Annotated in this window: 17 protein-coding genes; 7 read left to right on the top strand and 10 right to left on the bottom strand. The window is 70.8% G+C overall.

Annotation, left to right across the window (positions count from 1 at the left end):
• Positions 1–7 precede the first annotated feature (7 nt).
• From ACFU9A_RS14530 to nadA, 3 genes are all read right to left on the bottom strand, one after another.
• A complete protein-coding gene (locus ACFU9A_RS14530; RefSeq protein WP_430576474.1) occupies positions 8–544 on the bottom strand; it encodes an acyl-CoA thioesterase in 537 nt (178 codons plus the stop codon).
• 75 nt (positions 545–619) lie between these two features.
• Entirely contained in the window at positions 620–1,231 is a 612-nt protein-coding gene (locus tag ACFU9A_RS14525) for a DJ-1/PfpI family protein (RefSeq protein WP_430575987.1), read from the bottom strand.
• A gap of 35 nt (positions 1,232–1,266) precedes the next feature.
• Entirely contained in the window at positions 1,267–2,487 is a 1,221-nt protein-coding gene (gene nadA, locus ACFU9A_RS14520; RefSeq protein ID WP_430576473.1) for a quinolinate synthase NadA, read from the bottom strand.
• Between the two features lie 122 nt (positions 2,488–2,609).
• On the opposite strand from nadA, the gene ACFU9A_RS14515 reads away from it, so the two are divergent.
• Together ACFU9A_RS14515 and ACFU9A_RS14510 are read left to right on the top strand one after the other, a co-directional pair.
• Positions 2,610–3,083: a hypothetical protein gene (locus ACFU9A_RS14515; protein WP_430575986.1), complete on the top strand. Its 474-nt coding sequence runs from the start codon at positions 2,610–2,612 to the stop codon at positions 3,081–3,083.
• A 161-nt stretch (positions 3,084–3,244) separates the two neighbouring features.
• Positions 3,245–3,595: a HesB/IscA family protein gene (locus ACFU9A_RS14510; RefSeq protein WP_380319894.1), complete on the top strand. Its 351-nt coding sequence runs from the start codon at positions 3,245–3,247 to the stop codon at positions 3,593–3,595.
• A gap of 78 nt (positions 3,596–3,673) precedes the next feature.
• On the opposite strand, the gene ACFU9A_RS14505 is transcribed toward ACFU9A_RS14510, so the two are convergent.
• Together ACFU9A_RS14505 and ACFU9A_RS14500 are read right to left on the bottom strand one after the other, a co-directional pair.
• Positions 3,674–3,949 carry a sulfurtransferase TusA family protein gene (locus ACFU9A_RS14505; protein WP_430575985.1) on the bottom strand — a complete coding sequence of 92 codons (276 nt, stop codon included), beginning with the start codon at positions 3,947–3,949 and terminating at the stop codon, positions 3,674–3,676.
• Entirely contained in the window at positions 3,946–5,076 is a 1,131-nt protein-coding gene (locus ACFU9A_RS14500) for a cysteine desulfurase family protein (RefSeq protein WP_430576472.1), read from the bottom strand. The genes ACFU9A_RS14505 and ACFU9A_RS14500 overlap by 4 nt, the downstream gene beginning before the upstream one ends.
• Before the next feature lie 448 nt (positions 5,077–5,524).
• Between ACFU9A_RS14500 and coxB the strand changes: the two genes are divergently transcribed.
• From coxB to ACFU9A_RS14480, 4 genes are all read left to right on the top strand, one after another.
• Positions 5,525–6,445 (top strand): cytochrome c oxidase subunit II, encoded by a 921-nt coding sequence (coxB, locus tag ACFU9A_RS14495; RefSeq protein ID WP_430575984.1) that lies wholly within the window; start codon positions 5,525–5,527, stop codon positions 6,443–6,445.
• The gene (gene ctaD, locus ACFU9A_RS14490) at positions 6,445–8,265 is read left to right on the top strand and encodes a cytochrome c oxidase subunit I (protein WP_430575983.1); all 1,821 of its coding nucleotides are present in this window, start codon (positions 6,445–6,447) and stop codon (positions 8,263–8,265) included. The genes coxB and ctaD overlap by 1 nt, the downstream gene beginning before the upstream one ends.
• Positions 8,262–8,663 (top strand): cytochrome c oxidase subunit 4, encoded by a 402-nt coding sequence (locus tag ACFU9A_RS14485; protein ID WP_430575982.1) that lies wholly within the window; start codon positions 8,262–8,264, stop codon positions 8,661–8,663. Before ctaD ends, ACFU9A_RS14485 begins: the two co-directional genes overlap by 4 nt.
• A gap of 168 nt (positions 8,664–8,831) precedes the next feature.
• Entirely contained in the window at positions 8,832–9,671 is an 840-nt protein-coding gene (locus ACFU9A_RS14480; protein ID WP_430575981.1) for a hypothetical protein, read from the top strand.
• 76 nt (positions 9,672–9,747) lie between these two features.
• Here the strand turns inward: ACFU9A_RS14480 and ACFU9A_RS14475 are convergent, their stop codons facing one another.
• From ACFU9A_RS14475 to ACFU9A_RS14455, 5 genes are all read right to left on the bottom strand, one after another.
• Complete coding sequence (locus ACFU9A_RS14475; protein ID WP_430575980.1) at positions 9,748–10,374, bottom strand: superoxide dismutase; 627 nt, start codon at positions 10,372–10,374, stop codon at positions 9,748–9,750.
• A gap of 170 nt (positions 10,375–10,544) precedes the next feature.
• Positions 10,545–12,248 carry a cytochrome bc complex cytochrome b subunit gene (locus ACFU9A_RS14470; RefSeq protein ID WP_430575979.1) on the bottom strand — a complete coding sequence of 568 codons (1,704 nt, stop codon included), beginning with the start codon at positions 12,246–12,248 and terminating at the stop codon, positions 10,545–10,547.
• On the bottom strand, positions 12,245–13,297 hold the full coding sequence (locus ACFU9A_RS14465) for a Rieske 2Fe-2S domain-containing protein (protein WP_430575978.1): 1,053 nt from the start codon (positions 13,295–13,297) through the stop codon (positions 12,245–12,247). The genes ACFU9A_RS14470 and ACFU9A_RS14465 overlap by 4 nt, the downstream gene beginning before the upstream one ends.
• Positions 13,294–14,073: a c-type cytochrome gene (locus tag ACFU9A_RS14460; RefSeq protein WP_430575977.1), complete on the bottom strand. Its 780-nt coding sequence runs from the start codon at positions 14,071–14,073 to the stop codon at positions 13,294–13,296. Before ACFU9A_RS14460 ends, ACFU9A_RS14465 begins: the two co-directional genes overlap by 4 nt.
• A 67-nt stretch (positions 14,074–14,140) precedes the next feature.
• Positions 14,141–14,794, bottom strand: coding sequence for an aa3-type cytochrome oxidase subunit III (locus ACFU9A_RS14455; protein WP_380323495.1), 654 nt, complete (start codon positions 14,792–14,794; stop codon positions 14,141–14,143).
• A 264-nt stretch (positions 14,795–15,058) separates the two neighbouring features.
• Here ACFU9A_RS14455 and ACFU9A_RS14450 point away from each other — a divergent pair, with 264 nt between their 5' ends.
• Positions 15,059–15,496, top strand: coding sequence for a hypothetical protein (locus ACFU9A_RS14450; protein WP_430575976.1), 438 nt, complete (start codon positions 15,059–15,061; stop codon positions 15,494–15,496).
• Positions 15,497–15,550 lie beyond the last annotated feature (54 nt).

Raw genomic sequence — 15,550 nt, 5'->3', positions numbered from 1 at the left:
GGCCGGCTCAGACCCGGCCGGCGTCCCGGTGGGCGACGTCCACGGCCCGCGCCCACGCGGCGACGTCGGCGGGGAGCTCGGGGCTCCGCGGCGGCGCGTCGTGGCCCATCAGCGCGACGACGTCGGGGGCGGGGACCCGCGCGTTGCCGGGGCCCAGGAACCGCCCGGCCACGTAGCCGCGGGCGTAGAGGCGGCCCTTGCAGGTGAAGGCCTGCTCCATGTAGACGACGCGCTCGTCCCACCCGAGCACGCGGGTCGTGATCTCGAACCGGTCCCACAGCTGCAGGGAGCGCTTGTACGTCATCGTCGACGCGGCGACGACGGGGTACCACTTGCGGTCGCCGATCTTCGCGAACCCGTCGAGGTCGGCGATGAAGTTCGAGCGCGCCACGTCCATCATCTGCAGGTACGAGCCGTTGTTGACGTGCAGGTACAGGTCGAGGTCGCCGGGGTGCACCCGCATCGTCGTCACGGAGGGGTCGAGCAGGCCCTGGCCGGGGACGGGCTTGCGCGGCCGCAGGGAGGCCCAGGTGAGCTGGATCATTCGAGTCACCCGCGCAGGCTATATCGGCGACCGCCGGTATCAGGTACCCGGCGGTGCGGGGCGCGGGAGGCGGCGCTAGACCGGGGGAGCCGGGTCGTACTGGATGCCGCGCCGCACGGCGCGGGCGACCTCCGGCGACTCCAGGCGGGCCACGAGGTGCAGGGCCATGTCGATCCCGGCCGAGACGCCGGCCGCCGTGACGACGTCGCCGTCGTCGACGAACCGCGCCTCGGTGTCCACCACGACGCTCGGGTCGAGCTGCGCCAGCTCGTCGTAGTGGTCGCGGTGCGTCGTCGCGGGCCGGCCCGCCAGCAGGCCCGCCGCCGCGAGCACGAGCGCCCCGGTGCACACGCTCGCGAGGAGCGGCGTCTGGAGGCGCACCTGCCGCAGCCACTCCAGGTGCGCCGGGTCGGCGATCATGGCGCGCGTGCCCCAGCCGCCCGGGTACACGAGCACGTGCAGCGGCCCGACGTCGTCGGCGGAGTGCGCCGGCACGAGCCGGAGGCCCTTCGCCAGCCGCACGCCCTCGCCGTCGCGCGAGAACGTGCTCACGTGCGGCTTGAGCCCCGACTCGACGAGCGAGTGCTGCTCCCAGGCGGCGAGCACCTCGAACGGCCCGACGACGTCGAGCTCCTCGGCGTCGTCGAACACGAGGATCCCGATGTGGAGCCCGCTGTCCGTGCTCATGCCTTCTCCCGTGTCCCGGGCCGTGCGGCCCCCGGTCAGATCCCCGGCAGCGCCAGCATCTGGTCGAGCGCCACGCGCGCCCAGTGGGCGTCGTCGGCGTCGACCACGATCCGGTTGACCACGCGCCCCTCGACCAGGGACTCCATCGCCCACACCAGGTGCGGCAGGTCGATGCGGTTCATGGTCGAGCAGAAGCACACGGTCGAGTCGAGGTAGTGCACCTGCTTGTCCGGGTGGGCCTTGGCGAGGCGCCGCACCAGGTTGAGCTCGGTGCCGATCGCCCAGGAGCTGCCGGGCTCGGCGGACTCCAGGGCCTTGATGATGTACTCCGTCGAGCCGACCCGGTCGGCGGCGGTGACGACCTCGTTCTTGCACTCGGGGTGCACCATCACCTCGACGCCGGGCACCTTCGCCCGGACGTCCTCGACGTTGCGCACGGAGAACCGGCCGTGCACGGAGCAGTGCCCGCGCCACAGGATCATGCGCGCGTCGCGCAGCTGCTGCTCGGTGAGGCCACCCAGCGGCTTGCGCGGGTCGTACACCACGCAGTCGTCCAGGCTCATGGCGAGCTGGAGGACGGCCGTGTTGCGGCCCAGGTGCTGGTCGGGCAGGAAGAGCACCTTGCCGGTGCCCTCGACGCCACCCACGCGGTCGAACGCCCAGCGCAGCGCGACCTGGGCGTTGGACGACGTGCAGACGGTGCCGCCGTGCCGGCCGGTGAAGGCCTTGATCGCGGCGGAGGAGTTCATGTACGTCACCGGCACGGTGTCGTCGGCGATCCCGACGTCCTGCAGCACGGACCAGGCCTCCTCGACCTGACCGATCTCCGCCATGTCGGCCATGGAGCAGCCGGCGGCGAGGTCGGGCAGCACGACCTGCTGCGCGTCCGACGTGAGGATGTCGGCGCTCTCGGCCATGAAGTGGACGCCGCAGAAGAGCACGAACTCCGCCTCGGGGCGGGCGGCCGCCTCGCGCGCGAGCTTGAAGGAGTCGCCCGTGACGTCCGCGAAGTCGATGACCTCGTCGCGCTGGTAGTGGTGCCCGAGGACGAACGCGCGCTCGCCCAGCGCGGCGCGCGCGGCGCGGGCCCGGTCCACCAGGTCGGGGTCGGACGGCGCGGGCAGCGCCCCCGTGCACTCGACGCCGCGCTCGGAGGCGAGGTCGCGGCCCTGGCCGAGCAGCAGCAGCGCGGAGGGTGCGGGCTCGGCGAAGCCGGTCGAGGCGCCGGTCGGGGTGCCCGCGGTGTCGTTCAGCAGGGTGGTCACCCGCTCATGTTTCCACAGCGCACGCGTGCGCGAGGCCGTGCGTCCGGCCCGCGGCGTCGTCCCGCGGGCTCGCGCCGGACCCGTCGGCGTCCCGGCTGTGCCACGATCACGGCATGCACGTGCTGCTCTGCGTCGGCGAGGACGCCGACCTGGCCCAGGGGCTCGCGACCGCGTGGCGCGAGGCCGCGCCGTCCTGCGAGGTGCGGACCGCGGTGGTGCCCGGGGCCGCGCCCGCCCCGCCCGGCCACGGCGGGCCAGCCGGGGTGTTCGTCCCGCTGGACGCGCTGGGCCTGACCTCGGTGGCCGCGCCCGGGACGGGCCCGCTGGGCGCGCCGGCCGGCGCGGCGGACCTCGTGGTCGTGCACCTGGCGGTCCTGGACGCGACGACGCTGCGCGAGGGCCTCGTGGCCGCCGCCGTCCGTGCCGCCGCGCCCCTCGCGGTGCCCGTCGTGCTGCTGGTCGGCCGCAGCGAGGTCTCGCGACGCGAGTGGTCCGGGGCGGGCGTCAGCGGGGTGCACGAGACCGGTGCGGACGTCGTGGCGGCGACGGCGCGCGTGGCGCGGACGTGGGCGCCGTCGTGGGCCTGACGCGGCGTGACGTTGCCTGACGTTGCCCGACGTGGCCCGACGCGGCCCGAGGACCGCCGGTCCGGGCGTGCGGCACGCAGGCTGTGAGCCGCGTCATCGCGTCCGCGAGATTCGCGCGTAGGATCGGGAACAGCCGCAAAGGTCCGCCTGTTGGAGGAAGCATGACCGACACCACCGAGATCGCCACGCACGGCGTGGACCTGTCCGACGTCGCCGCCGACAAGGTTCGCAGCCTGCTCGAGCAGGAGGGCCGCGACGACCTGCGTCTGCGTGTGGCCGTCCAGCCCGGCGGCTGTTCCGGCCTGATCTACCAGCTCTACTTCGACGAGCGTCTGCTCGACGGGGACGCGCTGCGTGACTTCGACGGCGTCGAGGTCGTCGTGGACCGCATGAGCGTGCCCTACCTCGAGGGCGCGAAGATCGGCTTCGCGGACACCATCGAGAAGCAGGGCTTCACGATCGACAACCCGAACGCCGGCAGCTCCTGCGCCTGCGGCGGCTCGTTCAGCTGAGCCGCTGATCCCGGCCTCCGACGGCCCGGTCGCCCCTCTCGGGGGTGGCCGGGCCGTCGTCGTGCGCGGGCGTCGCGCTCACGGTCCGGCGGCGAGCCGCACCGTCAGCACCCACACGGCGTCACCCTCGTCCGGTTCGCGGAGCTCGGGGTCGCCCGCCATGGCGTGACCGCGCATCCGCGCCCACGCGGGGACGTCGTGCCGGGCGGCGGGGTCGGTCGACAGCACGGTGACGAGCGTCCCGGCGGGGAGGTCGCGGGCGGCGGCCGCGAGCCGGATCACCGGCAGCGGGCAGCGCAGGCCACGGGCGTCGACCACGACCGTGCCGGTGCCGTCCCCGGGGTGCGCGGTCACAGCCCGCTCACCCCGAGCACGTCGCGGACCCGCCGGACCGCACCGGGCAGCACGGCCAGGAAGCGCTCGACGTCGTCCTCCGTCGTGGAGCGGTCCAGCGCGACCCGGACGTTCCCGTGCGTGAGCACGCCCATCGCCGCGAGCACGTGGGAGGGCTCCAGGGTGCTCGACGTGCACGCGGAGCCCGAGCCGACGGCGAAGCCGGCCCGGTCCAGCTCGGTCACCAGCGCCTCGCCGTCGACGTAGAGGCAGGAGAAGGTCACGACGTGGGGGAGCCGGTCGTCCGGGTCGCCCACGACCTCGACGTCGGGGACCGCCGCGACGGCGGCCCGCACGCGGCCCACGAGCGCGCGGCGTCGCGCGTCCTCGGCGACCCGGTCGGCGACCGTGGCCTGCAGCGCGACGGCCGCGGCGAACGCCGCGGGCACGCTCACGCCGCCGGGCGCCCACGGGTCGGCGTCCTCGGGGCCGGGCGGCACGGTCCGCACGCGCTGGCGCACCGCGAGGACGCCGACGCCCGCCGGGCCGCCCCAGTCGGAGGGCTGGGCGGCGAGGAGGTCCCAGGCGTCGGGCACGTCGTCGTGGCCGAGGCTCGCGCCGGCGTCCACGAGGAGGGGCACGCCGGCGGCGCGGGCGGCCTCGTGGGCGGCGCGCAGCGGCTGGCGCGTCCCGACCTCCCCGTTGGCGTGCTGGAGCGCGGCGACCGCGACACCGGGTGCGGCGACGGCGGCGCGGAAACCGTCGAGGTCCACGCGGCCGTGGCGGTCGACGCCGACCGTCACCCGGGCCCCGCCGTGCGCCGCGGCGGACGCGGAGGCGGCGTGCAGCACCGCGGCACGCTCGGTCTCCCCGACGACGACGTCGCCGCCGGCGCGCCGCCGGGCCTCGGCGGTGCCGAGCACGGCGGCGTGGAGAGCGGCGACGTGGCTGGCGGTGAACCGGACCTCCTCGGTGCGCGCCCCGAGGACGGCCGCCACGGCCTCCCGGGCGCCGTCCAGCAGCCGGGCGGCACGCCGCCCCTCCGTGTGAAGACGGCGCGGGTCGGCCCAGCCGTCCTCGAGCGCCTGCAGCAGCCCCTGCCGCGCCAGCGGGTGCAGCGGCGCGCCGCCCCCGTTGTCCAGGTGCACCCGCGCGGCAGGCGCGGGTGTCGCGCGTGCGGGCGAGGCCGCGGGGGAGGGGGGCGCGGCGGGATCGGTGGTGTCCGTCACAGGTGTGCTCCGTGGGGGATGACGTGCGGCGCGACGGCCGGCGGACGGCGCGCGACGGGGCGCGGAACCCGCACCCAGGGCACGATCGTGCCATCTTCGGCGGGTCGGGGCGGGGCGCCGATCGGGCCGGCGGGCGGCCGAGGATCTGACACCCGAGGGCAACGATCTGACACTCCGCAGGGGTCTGTGTGCAACGAGCAGATGTGGACGTCCCGTGCGGAAAGAGTCACGTCCCGACGGGGCTTTCGCGGCGTCGAACCTGCTCCGGGCGCGCTAGGCTGCACCACATCGAGGACGAAGGTCCCGTCTGCGCGCCCGCCCCCCAGGGCGGTGGCGTTCGGGCAGGACGTGACGTGAAAGGCCTCCCTTGCACTCGAAGAGCCCCACCCGCACCCGGCGGGTCATCCTGCGCGCGACGGTCATCGCCGGCGCCGTCGCGGTGTTGGCGTCCGGTTGTGCCAGCGACTCCGTCAAGCGCGGATACCTGCCCGGCTACAGCGACGGGGAGGTGACCAACCAGACCGAGCGAATCACCAACCTCTGGGTCGGCTCCTGGATCGCAGCGCTGATCATCGGTGTCATCACCTGGGGCCTGATGCTGTGGTGCGTCGCGGCCTACCGCAAGCGCCGCAACGACCACCAGCTCCCGGTCCAGACGCGCTACCACATGCCGCTCGAGATCATGTACACGGCCGTGCCGACGATCATGATCCTCGTCCTGTTCTTCTACACGGACCGCGACATGTCCGCCGTGAAGGACACGAGCGCCGAGCCCGACGTGAACATCCAGGTCATCGGCAAGCAGTGGAGCTGGGACTTCAACTACCTGGACGACGGCGTCTACGACTCCGGCCAGCACCTCCTGGACGTCGGCGGTCAGACCGTCGACGACGAGGTGGACGGCGCCCCGGGCACATCGAAGGACGTCCCGACGCTGTACCTGCCGGTCGACAAGTCGGTCGAGTTCACGCTCGACTCGCGCGACGTCATCCACTCGTTCTGGATCCCCGCGTTCCTGTACAAGCAGGACATGATCCCGGGCCGCACCGGCACGTTCCAGGTGACGCCGACCCGCGAGGGCACGTACGCCGGTAAGTGCGCCGAGCTCTGCGGCGAGTTCCACTCCGGGATGCTCTTCAACGTCAAGGTCGTCTCCCAGGCGGAGTACGACGCACACATGAGCGACCTGCGCGACGCGGGGCAGACGGGCGAGCTCGGCCTCGACCTGAACCGCCAGCAGCACGCGAACTTCCCGCAGGACGACACGCTCCCGGAGGTCGAGAACTGATGGCGGCCACGACAGCCACCGCGTACGGCGCCGAGGTCATCCCCGGCCTCGCGCCGAAGCGCCAGAACCTCGGTCGCACCGTGGTCAAGTGGATCACCTCCACGGACCACAAGACGATCGGGTACATGTACCTCATCACGTCGTTCATCTGGTTCGCCGTGGGAGGCATCCTCGCCCTGCTGATCCGGGCCGAGCTGTTCTCGCCCGGCCTGCAGATCGTGCAGAGCAAGGAGCAGTACAACCAGCTCTTCACCATGCACGGCACGATCATGCTGCTGCTGTTCGCGACGCCGCTGTTCGCCGGCTTCGCCAACGTGATCATGCCGCTGCAGATCGGTGCGCCGGACGTCGCCTTCCCGCGGCTCAACATGTTCGCGTACTGGCTGTTCCTCTTCGGCGGCATCATCGCCGCGGCAGGCTTCTTCACCCCGCAGGGCGCCGCCTCCTTCGGCTGGTTCGCGTACGCACCGTTGTCGAACACGACGTTCAGTCCAGGGTTGGGCGGAGACCTCTGGGTGTTCGGCCTCGCGCTGGCGGGCTTCGGCACCATCCTCGGTGCCGTCAACTTCATCACCACCATCATCACGATGCGCGCGCCGGGCATGACCATGTTCCGGATGCCGATCTTCACGTGGAACACGCTCGTCACGAGCCTGCTGGTGCTGATGGCCTTCCCGCCGCTGGCCTCCGCGCTCTTCGCGCTGGGTGCCGACCGCCGCCTCGGGGCGCAGGTCTTCAACCCTGAGAACGGTGGCGCCATCCTCTGGCAGCACCTGTTCTGGTTCTTCGGCCACCCCGAGGTGTACATCATCGCGCTGCCGTTCTTCGGCATCGTGTCGGAGATCTTCCCGGTCTTCAGCCGCAAGCCGATCTTCGGTTACAAGGGCCTCATCATCGCGACGATCGCGATCGCGGCCCTGTCTGTCACGGTGTGGGCGCACCACATGTACGTGACCGGCGCCGTGCTGCTGCCGTTCTTCGCCTTCATGACGATGCTCATCGCGATCCCGACGGGCGTGAAGTTCTTCAACTGGATCGGCACGCTCTGGCGAGGCAAGCTCACGTTCGAGACACCGATGCTGTGGTCGATCGGCTTCCTCGTGACGTTCCTCTTCGGTGGTCTGACCGGCATCATCCTGTCGAGCCCCGCGCTGGACTTCCACCTGTCCGACTCGTACTTCGTCGTGGCGCACTTCCACTACGTCGTCTTCGGCACCGTGGTGTTCGCGATGTTCGCCGGCTTCTACTTCTGGTGGCCGAAGTTCACGGGGCGGATGCTGAACGAGCGCCTCGGCAAGGTCCACTTCTGGATGCTGTTCGTCGGCTTCCACATGACCTTCCTCATCCAGCACTGGCTGGGCGTCGAGGGCATGGCCCGCCGCTACGCGGACTACATGCCGGAGGAGGGCTTCACCTGGGAGAACCAGGTGTCGACCATCGGCGCGTTCATCCTCGCCGCCTCGACCCTCCCGTTCCTGTGGAACGTGTACACGACCTGGCGCAACGCGCCGAAGGTCACCGTGGACGACCCGTGGGGCTACGGTCGCTCGCTCGAGTGGGCCACCAGCTGCCCGCCGCCGCGCCACAACTTCACGTCGCTGCCGCGCATCCGCTCGGAGTCGCCGGCGTTCGACCTCCACCACCCCGAGGTCGCGGCGATGGAGCAGGCGCCCGGCCACGGAGCGCTGAACGCCGTGTACGGCGACTCGCAGCGCCGGGGCCAGCAGGAGGTCGTCGAGGAGCGGCGCGACAGCGCGCAGTCCGACGCGGCGCAGTCGACCACGACGGTCATCGAGGACGAGGGGGAGAACCGCAAGTGAAGATCGAGATCAAGCTCTTCCTGTTCCTCGCACCGTTCTTCGTCCTGGTGGGCGTGATCTACGGGCTCGTCACGCACTTCACGGAGCCGGTCGGCTACCTGGGCATCCCGCTCGTGGGTGCACTGATGGCCATGGTCGGTGCCTACCTCGCTCTGACGGCCCGGCGGATCGACGCGCGGCCCGAGGACGACGAAGAGGGCGAGATCGAGCAGGGCGCCGGCGACCAGGGCGTGTACTCGCCGTGGAGTTGGTGGCCTCTGGTCATCGCCGCGTCCGCCGCCATCGCCTTCCTCGGACTCGCGGTCGGCTGGTGGGTGCTCTACATCGGCTTCGTCCTCGGTGTGATCGGCCTCGTCGGCTGGGTCTTCGAGTTCAGCCGCGGACAGCACGCGCACTGACACAGCGGTAGCCGACGCGCCTCGCTCCTCCTCCGGAGCGGGGCGCGTCGTCGTTCGCCGGGCGGACACGGAACGGCAACGATCCGCGAAGGGTGCGGCCGCGCACCCCACCGTCGGGCCCTGCCGTGATGGAATGAAACCTCATCATTCCCTGAGAAGGAGCAGCACGTGCGCGTCCCCCAGAAGTCCGTGGCCCTGGCATCGGCGGGCCTGGTCGCCCTCGCACTGAGCGCCTGCGGGAGCGGAGAGCCCGCTGCCTCCACCTCTGGCGGCTCCGAAGCCGCCCAGGAGCAGACCGCCGAGATCACCACCGCGGCGGACCTCACCGACCTCGCCGAGCAGATGCAGGCGGCGCAGGAGAAGGCGACGACGTCGCACATGGAGATGACCTACGGCGGTGAGCTGGCCGACTCCGCCGGGATGAGCGAGACCACCACCACGGCGGACATCTCCTACGGCAAGACCGTCGAGGACACGGCCATGCAGATGTCCATGGGCGTCATGGGCATGGACATGGACATCATCCTGCTCGACGGCACGATCTACATGTCCATGGGCGAGCTGACGCAGGGGAAGTACCTCTCGCTGACGGCCGAGGAGATGGCCGCGGACCCGAACATGGCGGGCACCTTCGACTCGATGGAGTCGATGGACGCCGCCGCCCAGGCGGAGGCGATGGCCGACGCCGTCACGAAGTTCGAGCACACCGGCACGGAGAAGGTCGACGGCGTCGAGGCCGACGTCTACACGATGACCATCGACCCCTCGAAGCTCGAGAACGGCGCGACCGGCGTGAACGCGGACATGGCCGACCAGGTGGGGGAGATGACCCTGGTCTACAAGGTCGCCCCCGAAGGCCTGCCGGTCGCCGCGGACATCACGATGGACGTCAGCGGCCAGGAGATGGTCGTCTCGACGGCCTTCTCCAAGTGGGGCGAGCCCGTCGACATCAAGGCCCCGGCCAAGGACGAGGTCGTCCCGTACTCGGAGTTCGGCACCCAGGGCTGACGACCGGGCTCCACGACGACGGGGGCCCCGCACGCATCGCGTGCGGGGCCCCCGTCGTGCGTCCGGGCGGTCTGCGTCAGGCGGGGACGATCAGGCCGGCGGTCTGGGTGCGGGCGCGCTGCAGGCGGGCGGCGACGTCCTGCCAGTTGGCGATGTTCCAGACGGCCTTGACGTAGTCGGCCTTGACGTTGAGGTAGTCGAGGTAGAAGGCGTGCTCCCACATGTCGAGCATGAACAGCGGGGTGATGCCGACGGGCACGTTGGCCTGCTGGTCGAAGAGCTGGAAGATCGCGAGGCGTCGGCCGATGGAGTCCCAGCCGAGGACGGCCCAGCCGGAGCCCTGGATGCCGGTGGCGACGGCGGCGAACTGGGCCTGGAAGGCGGCGAAGGTCCCGAAGGCGTCCTTGATGGCCTCGGCGAGCTCGCCCTCGGGCTCGCCGCCGCCCTCGGGGGACAGGTTGTGCCAGAAGACGGTGTGGTTGGTGTGGCCGCCGAGGTTGAACGCGAGGTTCTTCTCGTGCAGGTTCACCGCGGCGTTGTCGCCGGACTCGCGGGCCTCGGCGAGCTTGTCGAGGGCGGTGTTGGCGCCCGCGACGTAAGCCGCGTGGTGCTTGTCGTGGTGCAGCTCCATGATCTTGCCGCTGATGTGCGGCTCCAGGGCGCTGTAGTCGTAGGGCAGGTCAGGGAGCGTGTAGACAGCCATGCTGAGATACCTCCGGTTGCGTGCCGCACGTCGTGGTCGGCGTGCGATGGGGACGTCGTCGAGGGCTGCGTCCGGCCGACACTAGGTGCCGGGAACGACGACGGCCCGCGCACCCCGCCCGACGAATCGGGGGAAGGGAGCGCGGGCCACCGTTCCAGCCTGCAGGAGACTCAGTGCTCCCGCTCGACGGATCCAGACCCCGAGACCAGCTCGGGGGTGTCGTGGGCCGGCTCGAGCTCGTCGTGCTCGCCGTGCGCGTGCGCCGCGGCCAGCTCGGCCGGGGTCACGGGCTCGACACGGTCCTCGTAGAAGAACCGCGACAGCTTCTGCCAGCGCTTGTCCTTCTTGTAGCCCTTGCGCTTGACGCCACGCGAGTCCGTCGCCGGCTCGATCTCGAGCGGGCGGCGCGGCTCGTAGTTCACGCGGAGCCAGCGCTCCTGCTCGTCGAGCGGGCGGTGGACCTCGATGTACTCGCCGTTCGCGAACCGGACGATGCGCCCGGTCTCGTGACCGTGGAGCACGAGCTCACGGTCCTTGCGCTGCAGGCCGATGCAGATCCGCTTGGTGACCCAGAACGCGAAGACCGGGCCGACGAAGAACAGGACCCGGAAGACCCAGGTGATCGCGTTGATCGACAGCGCGAAGTGCGTGGCGATGAGGTCGTTCGACCCGGCCAGCGCGAGGATGACGAACGCCGTGAGGAACGCGACGCCCAGGCCCGTGCGGGTGGGCACGTTGCGCGGCCGGTCGAGCACGTGGTGCTCGCGGTGGTCGCCCGTCACCTTCGCCTCGACGAACGGGTACACGAACAGGAACGTGAACAGCAGGCCCGGGATGATGACCGCCGGCACGAGGATGTTCAGCGAGAGCGTGAAGTCGCCCCACGTGACGATCTCGGCCTGGCCCGGCATGAGGCGTAGCGATCCCTCGAGGAACAGCATGTACCAGTCGGGCTGGGCGCCTGCGGACACCGGTGACGGGTCGTACGGGCCGTAGTTCCAGACGTTGTTGATCGCCAGGGTGCCGCCCATGAGGGCCAGCACGCCGAAGATGATGAAGAAGTTGCCGCCCATCTTCGTGGCGAACGCCGGGACCGCCGGGTAGCCGACGACGTTGCGGTCGGTGCGGCCGCCGCCCGGGTACTGCGTGTGCTTGTTGAGCACCATGAGGAACAGGTGCACGCCCACGAGCGCGAGGATCAGCGCCGGCACGAGCAGGATGTGCACCGTGAACAGGCGCGGGATGATGTGCTCGCCCGGGAACTCGCCGCCGAAGACGAACCAGGACAGGTACGACCCGATGATCGGGATCGACTTGATGACGCCGTCGGTGATGCGCAGACCGTTGCCGGAGAGCACGTCGTCCGGGAGGGAGTAGCCGGAGAAGCCGGCCAGCAGGCTCATGATCAGCAGCAGCGTGCCGACGAGCCAGTTGAGCTCGCGGGGCTTGCGGAACGCGCCGGTGAAGAAGACGCGCATCATGTGCACCACGATGCCGGCGACGAAGATCAGCGCCGACCAGTGGTGGATCTGCCGCATGAGCAGACCGCCGCGCACCTCGAACGACATGTCGAGGGTCGAGGAGAAGGCCACCGACATCAGCTGGCCGTCCATCGTCGCCGGGGCGCCGTGGTGCGTGGTGAGCGCCATCGACGGCTCGAAGAACATCGCCAGGAACACGCCGGAGATGAGGAGCACGACGAACGAGAACAGTGCGATCTCGCCGAGCATGAAGGACCAGTGGTCCGGGAAGACCTTGCGGACGAGCTGCTTCGCGAGCACGCCCATCTTGGTCCGCTGGTCGAGGTAGTCGGCGGACTTGCCGATCAACGTCGTGGGTTCCGCCGTGGCGGGGGGAGTTGTCGTGGTGCTCACTTCAGTCGCTCCCAGTAGCTCGGGCCGACGGGCTCGTCGAAGTCGTCCTCAGCCACAAGATACCCCTCGTCGTCGACGGTGATGGGCAGCTGGGGCAGCGGGCGCTTGGCAGGACCGAAGACCACCTTGGCGCCGTCGGCGACGTCGAACGTCGACTGGTGGCACGGGCACAGCAGGTGGTGCGTCTGCTGCTCGTAGAGGGCGACCGGGCACCCGACGTGGGTGCAGATCTTCGAGTACGCGACGATGCCGTCGTAGGAGGCACCGGGGCGGTGGTCGCGCTTGAGGTCGCGGGGGTCCATGCGCACGAGGAGCACGACCGCCTTCGACTTCTCGGTGATCCACTCGTGCGACTCGCGCTCCTCGGCGGGGACGTCGGGGATGACGTGGGCGACCGAGCCGACCGTGAGGTCCGAGGCCTTGATCGGACGACCGGACGGGTCGTACGCGAGACGCATGCCCTTCCGCCAGATCGTGTTGCGGAACGAGGCGACGTTCCAGGTACCGCCGACGCTCGACACGAGCGGCACGGCGATGGTCAGCGGGAAGAGGGCGAGCGCCGAGACGACCGCTCCCTTGAGCACGGGACGACGGGCGATGCCGGAGTCCTCGAGACCGTCCTTGAACTGCTGCTGGACGACCTCGCGCACGTCCTCCGAGCTCGCGCTCGAGTGGCGCTCCTCGACGTACTCCTTGGAGGACATCAGGGTCTTGGCCCAGTGCACGGCGGCGAAGCCGATGCCGAACAGCGAGACTGCGATCGCCACGCCGAGCAGCACGGTCGACATACGGACGCCGGGCGTCGTGCCGTCCGGCCGCACGGCGAAGTACGCCACGAGGGACGCGACGGTGCCCACGCAGGAGATCGCGAAGAGGATCGCGATGATCCGCTCGTTGCGCTTGGCGGCCTTGGTGTCGGTGTCCGCGAGGCGCGGGTGGTGCGTCGGGACGCCCGGGTCGGCGAAGCGGTCGGAGTGCTCGACCGTGCCGTTGCCACCGTGGGGGGTCACGTCGCGCGACGCGCCCTGGGGGTTCTGGTTCTCGCTCACGAGGACTTCGCTCCGATCCACACAGCGCCGCCGATGATCAGGCCGATGCCGATGATCCAGGCCCAGAGGCCCTCACTGACCGGGCCCAGCGAACCGAGGGTGAGGCCACCGGCCGAGCCCTGGTCCTGCTCGTCGAGGAACGCGATGATGTCGCGCTTCTCGGTCGGCGTGATGTTGGCGTCGTTGAACACCGGCATCGACTGCGGGCCGGTGAGCATCGCCTGGTAGACGTTGCGGCCGGAGGTGTCCCACAGCGGCGGCGCGAACTTGCCCTCGGAGAGGGCGCCACCGGCACCGACGGCGTTGTGGCACATCGCGCAGTTGGTGCGGAACAGGGCCATGCCGTTGGCCGGGTCGCCCTGGCTGCCGTCCACCTGCTCGTCGGTGGGGATGGCCGGGCCGGCGCCGAGGGACGCGACGTACGCGGCGAGCGCGGCCGTCTGCTCCTCGTTCATCTGCCGGGGCTTGGCCTCGGCCTGGGGGCCGTTCATCTGCATGGGCATCCGGCCGGTGGAGACCTGGAAGTCGACCGCGGCGGCGCCCACGCCGACGAGCGACGGCGCCTGAGCGGTGCCCTCCGCGTTCGGTCCGTGGCAGGTGGCGCAGTTGGCCTGGAAGAGCTTCTTCCCGGTCTCGATGTCCGCGGTGCTGGCGGTGTCGGCCTGGGCCGGGCTCGGGGCAAGGGCGGCGTAGACGCCGCCCGTGACCAGCAGCGCCAGCAGCAGCAGCACGACCGGCGCCAGCCGGTGGTGCCTGCGGGCGGCGAGTGCCTTCACGAAATGATCCTCGTCTCGCAGATCGAAGGTGCAGGTTCAGAGCCGGCTCCGACGCCGGCCGGGGGGTTCATCGCAGGAGGTAGATGACGGCGAAGAGGGCGATCCACACCACGTCGACGAAGTGCCAGTAGTAGGACGTGACGATCGCGGTCGTGGCCTCGTGGTGGCCGAAGTTCCGGGCGGCGAACGAGCGGCCGAGCAGGAACAGGAAGGCGATGAGGCCGCCGAGCACGTGGAGGCCGTGGAAGCCGGTGGTCAGGTAGAAGACCGAGCCGTACGGGCTGGACGAGATGGTCAGGCCCTCGTGCACCAGCTCGGTGTACTCGAAGATCTGGCCGCCGATGAAGAAGGCGCCCATGAGGTAGGTGAGGGTCATCCACTCGTGCATGCCCCACTTGTTCACCTGGAAGATGGAGCCGGAACGCACCGGCTTGAACCGCTCCGCGGCCCACACACCCATCTGGCAGGTGACCGACGACAGCACCAGCACGGTGGTGTTGATCGTCGAGAAGGTGATGTTGAGCTTGTCCGCCTGAGCGGCCCACTCCGCCTCGGGCATCACCGAGCGCACGGTGAAGTACATGGCGAAGAGGCCGGCGAAGAACATGAGCTCGCTCGCGAGCCAGACGATCGTCCCGACCGACACGGGGTTCGGACGGTTGACGCTCACGTGCTGGTGGGCATGGGGGGCAGCAGCCGTTGCGGTCGACACGTCAGCCATTATGGCCGACATGTGGCCGGTTCGAGCCACTCGTGTGGGCGCTGCGCGAAGTCGATGCGCACAGAATCTGCGGAAACTCGCCACTCTGCCCCTACGAGGTGACGGATCGATGGAGAGTGCCAGTAAAAGACCACGTTTGGTGGCTGCCCGAGGTGACGTGGGTGTGCCACGATGCCAGCAAACGTCGACGTCCGGCAGCCGCGCGCCTGGCCCGGGCGTCGTGTCCGTGCCCGGTGCCGCGCACGTCCACGAAGGGGAGCCTCGATGACGGATCAGACGACGGAACACCCGACCAGCCTCGAGCCGGCCGCGCCCGCCCGCGGGCCGCGCGTCCTGCTCTACAGCGACGACCGGACGGTGCGCGAGCAGGTCCGGACCGCCGTCGGCCCCCGGCTGCGGGCGCACGCCCCGGAGATCGCCTGGGCCGAGGTCGCGACCTCCGCCGCGCTGATCGCCGCCGCGGACCGTGGCGGGTGGGACCTGCTGGTGCTCGACGGCGAGGCGGACAAGGCCGGCGGGATGGGGCTGTGCCGCCAGCTCAAGAACGAGGTGTACCGGTGTCCGCCCGTCGTGGTCCTCACCGGCAGGCGGGACGACGGATGGCTAGCATCGTGGTCGCTCGCCGACGCCGTGGTGCCGAGGCCGCTCGACGCGATCGAGCTGCAACGCACCGTGGCCGGCTTCCTGACCGCAGCCGCCTGACCCGCCGAGGGGCGTACGCCCTGCCCCGGGTGCCCGGCTCCGAACCGAAGGGAC

Source organism: Isoptericola sp. NPDC057653 (genome assembly GCF_042799955.1).
Lineage (GTDB): Bacteria > Actinomycetota > Actinomycetes > Actinomycetales > Cellulomonadaceae > Isoptericola.
Note: the sequence above shows the minus strand (reverse complement) of the source record. Positions and strands in the feature narration are given on the sequence as shown.

Excerpts from the sequence above, each read along its gene's own strand:
- ACFU9A_RS14455 (WP_380323495.1), bottom strand. The coding sequence starts at position 14,794 with ATGGCTGACGTGTCGACCGCAACGGCTGCTGCCCCCCATGCCCACCAG.
- ACFU9A_RS14525 (WP_430575987.1), bottom strand. The coding sequence starts at position 1,231 with ATGAGCACGGACAGCGGGCTCCACATCGGGATCCTCGTGTTCGACGAC.
- ctaD (WP_430575983.1), top strand. The coding sequence starts at position 6,445 with ATGGCGGCCACGACAGCCACCGCGTACGGCGCCGAGGTCATCCCCGGC.
- ACFU9A_RS14510 (WP_380319894.1), top strand. The coding sequence starts at position 3,245 with ATGACCGACACCACCGAGATCGCCACGCACGGCGTGGACCTGTCCGAC.
- ACFU9A_RS14475 (WP_430575980.1), bottom strand. The coding sequence starts at position 10,374 with ATGGCTGTCTACACGCTCCCTGACCTGCCCTACGACTACAGCGCCCTG.
- ACFU9A_RS14530 (WP_430576474.1), bottom strand. The coding sequence starts at position 544 with ATGATCCAGCTCACCTGGGCCTCCCTGCGGCCGCGCAAGCCCGTCCCC.
- ACFU9A_RS14515 (WP_430575986.1), top strand. The coding sequence starts at position 2,610 with ATGCACGTGCTGCTCTGCGTCGGCGAGGACGCCGACCTGGCCCAGGGG.
- ACFU9A_RS14450 (WP_430575976.1), top strand. The coding sequence starts at position 15,059 with ATGACGGATCAGACGACGGAACACCCGACCAGCCTCGAGCCGGCCGCG.